Raw genomic sequence first — 4,001 nt, 5'->3', positions numbered from 1 at the left:
ACGGCCGCATCGTCGACGAACTCACCAACCCCACCGCCGACACCGTCCTGGACCGCATGCGCCGCTTCGACGCCAAGGGCCGCACCAGCTGACGCAGCAGGTCAGCCCCCCGCCCCGTCACCGAACCGGCCGCCGACGCCACGACCCTCAGGACTGACACCACTCCATGTACCGCACCGCACTGCGCAATGTGCTGGCCCACAAGGCCCGACTGCTGATGACGACGCTCGCCGTCCTCCTCGGCACCGCCTTCGTGGCCGGCACCATGGTCTTCACCGACACCCTCGCCAGCGCCTGGCGCGCCCAGAGCGCCCAGAGCTACACCGACATCGCCGTCACCGTCAGCGACCACGGTGCCGTCGGCAAGGGGTACGACCACGGCGGCAAGGGCTCCGACCGCCCCAAGCTCACCGAGGACACCCGCAAGGCCATCGCCGCGCTGCCCGGCGCCGCCGAGGCCCGCGGTGTGGTCAGCGGCTTCGCCGGCATCGCCGACCGCAAGGGCGCGCTGATCGGCGACGGCTTCTCCACCACCGGCACCAACTACGTCCCGGGCGCCGACGGCACCGACCCGCGCTTCCCGCTGGCCGACGGCCGGGGCCCGCGCACCTCCGGCGAGATCGCCCTGGACACCAGGACCGCCGAGAAGGGCGGCTTCAAGCTCGGCGACACCGTCCGCGTCGCGGTCAACGGCCCGGTCATGGAGCTCAAGCTCACCGGCACCCTGCACACCAACGACCCGCGCGTGGAGTCCGGCGGATCGCTCGCCGCCTTCGACACCGCCACCGCCCAGCAGCTCTACCTGAGCCCCGGCCAGTACGACGGGATCGACGTCAAGGCCAAGCCCGGCACGGACGACACCGCGCTGCTGGCCGCCGTGCAGAAGTCCTTCCCCCAGCCCGACACCTTCGACGTCAACACCGGCCGCGCGCTGGCCGCCGAGCAGGAGCGGAGGATCGACGAGAACACCAAGCAGATGTCCACCATGCTGCTCGTGTTCGCCGGCATCTCGCTCTTCGTCGGCATCTTCATCATCGCCAACACCTTCACCATGCTGATCGCCCAGCGCACCAAGGAGCTGGCCCTGCTCCGCGCCGTCGGCGCCAGCCGCAAGCAGATCACCCTCTCGGTGCTGGCCGAGGCGCTGCTGGTCGGCCTGGCCGCCTCGATCGGCGGTCTGATCGGCGGCATCGGCATCGCGGCCGGTCTGCAGGCCCTGCTCAACGGCCCGTGGGAGGCCAACCTGCCGGACGGCCCGCTGGTGATCGCCCCGTCCACCGTGATCGCCTCGCTCGTCGTCGGCGTCGCCGTCACCGTGCTGGCCGCCTGGCTGCCCTCGCTGCGCGCCTCCCGGATCGCCCCGGTCGCCGCGATGAGCTCCAGCGAGCAGCCCGCCACCCAGAAGTCGCTGCTGGTGCGCAACATCATCGGCCTGCTGTTCGCCGTCGGCGGCGCGCTCGGCCTGGTCGGCGGCGCGGCGGCCGAGTCGGTCAACCTGGTGGGCCTCGGCTCCGGCGCGCTGATGATCGGCGTCTTCGTCCTCACCCCGCTGCTGTCCCGCCCGGTGATCGCGCTGTTCGCCCCGGTGCTGCGCAGGCTGTTCGGCACGCCCGGCAAGCTGGCCCGCGAGAACGCCGTGCGCAACCCGCGCCGCACCGCGGCCACCGCCTCCGCGCTCACCATCGGCGTCACCCTGATCACCACGCTGAGCGTGGTCGGCGCCTCGGTGAGCAAGGCCGCCGACCGGGCCTTCGCCAGCGACATCAAGGCGGACTACGCCGTCGCCATGGACAACTGGTCGATGCTGGCCCCCGAGGTCGCCGGGCAGATCGCCAGGACGGCCGGGGTCACCGCGACGAGCGTGGTGCGGGACGTGCCGGTGCAGGCGGTCGCCGACGGCGACACCTCCTGGCTGACCTCCGTGGACGCGGCGACCTTCGACCGGCTGGTCGACGTCAAGGTCACCGCGGGCGCCGCCGACGCGCTCCAGCAGGGCAAGCTGCTGGCCAGCAAGGACTACGCGGAGCGCAACCACCTCACGGTCGGCTCGACCCTGGACATCACCTACCCCGACGGCACCCGCGGCAGCCTCGCCGTCGGCGCCCTGGCGGAGCGCAACTCCGAGATCGGCGGGCTGATCGCCCCGGACAAGGTGGTCGGCCCGCACGCCGCCGCCGGCTCCGGCCTGAAGAAGGTCCTGGTCAAGGGCGCCGACGGCGCCACCCCCGCGCTGAAGCAGGCGCTGCGCGACGCCACCGGCGGCAACCCGCTGATCGGCATCAAGGGCGAGAAGGACATCAAGGCGGAGAACAACCGCGCGATCAACGGCGTGCTGAACGTCATGTACGGGCTGCTGGGCATGTCCGTGATCGTCGCGATCCTCGGTGTGGTCAACACCATGGCGATGTCGGTGTTCGAGCGCCGCCGCGAGATCGGCATGCTGCGGGCGATCGGCCTGGACCGGCGCGGCGTCGGCCGGATGGTCCGGCTGGAGTCGCTGATGATCGCACTGTTCGGCGGTGTGGTCGGCGTGCTGCTCGGCATCGTCACCGCCTGGGCCGCCGTCCGGACGATCGCGGGCTCGCTGAAGAGCATCACCCTGGTGGTGCCGCCGGTGCAGATCGGGTTCTTCCTGGTCGCCGCCGCGGTGATCGGCCTGCTGGCCGCCGTCTGGCCGGCCCTGCGGGCGGCCCGGCTGGACATCCTGGGCGCGATCAAGAGCGAGTAGGAGTAGCCGCCACCCCTCGTACGCACGACGCCCGCCGGGACTCCTCCCGGCGGGCGTCGTGCTGTCCGAGCTCGGCGGGCGCCGTACGCGCCCGGGGCAAACGTTTCCTCAGCAGCCGTTGAGGATCGAGGAGAGGGCGCTCTTCTCCGCGCTGTCGACGGAGAGGCCGTAGTAGTACTTCACCTGCACCCAGGCGCGGGCGTAGGTACAGCGGTAGGAGGTCTGCGGCAGCCAGTGGGCCGGGTCCTGGTCGCCCTTGGAGCGGTTGGAGCTCGCGGAGACGGCGATCAGCTGCGGGCGGACCAGGTCGTTGGCGAGGGCCTGGCGCTGGGCGGTGGTCCAGGCCCAGGCGCCCGAGCGCCAGGCCTCGGCCAGCGGCACCAGGTGGTCGATGTCGAAGCTCGACGCGTTGGTGGTGGTGGCGTTGTCGTAGGCCGAGACCCAGCTGCCGCTGACGGAGGCGCAGGCGGAGTCGGTGACGACGTTGCTGCCGTCGCGCTTGAGGACCGTCTCCCGGGTGTTGCAGGTGCCGGAGATGGTGATCCAGTGCGGGAACAGCGCGCGGTCGTAGGTGGAGTCGTGGGACTCCGCGGTCACCGCGATCGCGGCGAGGTAGCCGCGGGCGGTGGCGGCCGAGACCGGGGTCGGCAGGGCCGCCTGGGCGGTGCCGGCGCCGGTCAGCAGGGTGGTGAGGGCGAGCAGCAGGGCGCCGAAGGCGGCGGCCAGGACGCGACGGGGCACGCGTATCGCGGACATGACAGGGAACTCCTGGGTCGAGGAGGGCAGCGGAAAGCCCCCGGGCGGGGAGCCGGCCCGGGCTGCCGACCAGCATGTCGCCCCAGGGGTTTACGCGGGTAGATCCGCGAGGTGAATTTTTTGACCGGATGTCAGGTACACAAACCGTCAGGGCACTACTGACCCCTTCCCGTCGGGGTCGGGGAACGCGGACGCCCGCGAGGAAGGCGGTGGCGACGAGGGCGCCGGTGCCCATGGCGAGGGCGGCGTCGAGCTTGCCCTGGAGTTCGCTCTTGAGGTGGCGCGCGGTGCGGCGCATCCAGAAGACCATCCAGGTGACCAGGCCGACCGAGATGATCGACAGTGAGCCGCCGAGGGCTTCCTGGGCCTCGAAGGACAGCTGGGAGGAGCCGAACTGCAGGACCGCGCCGAAGGCCATCGACAGCAGCACGGCGGCGCCGACGCCGGTCCACACCGGCGGGAGCTTCTCCCGGCGGCCGGTCTTGACCAGGTAGGCGATGAGGATGCAGACGACCAG

The 4,001-nt window shown here is 71.8% G+C and carries 2 protein-coding genes and 2 pseudogenes; 2 read left to right on the top strand and 2 right to left on the bottom strand.

Annotated elements, in window-relative coordinates; translation table 11 throughout:
• Together IF01_RS47245 and IF01_RS0140670 are read left to right on the top strand one after the other, a co-directional pair.
• A pseudogene (locus tag IF01_RS47245) lies at positions 1-92 on the top strand (ABC transporter ATP-binding protein); the annotation flags it as partial.
• A 74-nt stretch (positions 93-166) separates the two neighbouring features.
• Complete coding sequence (locus IF01_RS0140670) at positions 167-2,728, top strand: ABC transporter permease (protein ID WP_030398666.1); 2,562 nt, start codon at positions 167-169, stop codon at positions 2,726-2,728.
• Positions 2,729-2,836: 108 nt separating this feature from the next.
• Here the strand turns inward: IF01_RS0140670 and IF01_RS0140665 are convergent, their stop codons facing one another.
• Both IF01_RS0140665 and IF01_RS46555 read right to left on the bottom strand, forming a co-directional pair.
• Complete coding sequence (locus tag IF01_RS0140665; RefSeq protein WP_030398665.1) at positions 2,837-3,484, bottom strand: HNH endonuclease family protein; 648 nt, start codon at positions 3,482-3,484, stop codon at positions 2,837-2,839.
• A 142-nt stretch (positions 3,485-3,626) separates the two neighbouring features.
• Positions 3,627-4,001, bottom strand: a pseudogene (locus IF01_RS46555) (FTR1 family protein); the annotation flags it as partial.

This window comes from Kitasatospora purpeofusca (genome assembly GCF_000718025.1).
GTDB classification, from domain to species: domain Bacteria; phylum Actinomycetota; class Actinomycetes; order Streptomycetales; family Streptomycetaceae; genus Kitasatospora; species Kitasatospora purpeofusca.
The sequence above is the reverse complement of the archived record's forward strand: the minus strand, read 5'-3'. Positions and strand labels throughout refer to the sequence as shown.

Excerpts from the sequence above, each read along its gene's own strand:
- IF01_RS0140670 (WP_030398666.1), top strand. The coding sequence starts at position 167 with ATGTACCGCACCGCACTGCGCAATGTGCTGGCCCACAAGGCCCGACTG.
- IF01_RS0140665 (WP_030398665.1), bottom strand. The coding sequence starts at position 3,484 with ATGTCCGCGATACGCGTGCCCCGTCGCGTCCTGGCCGCCGCCTTCGGC.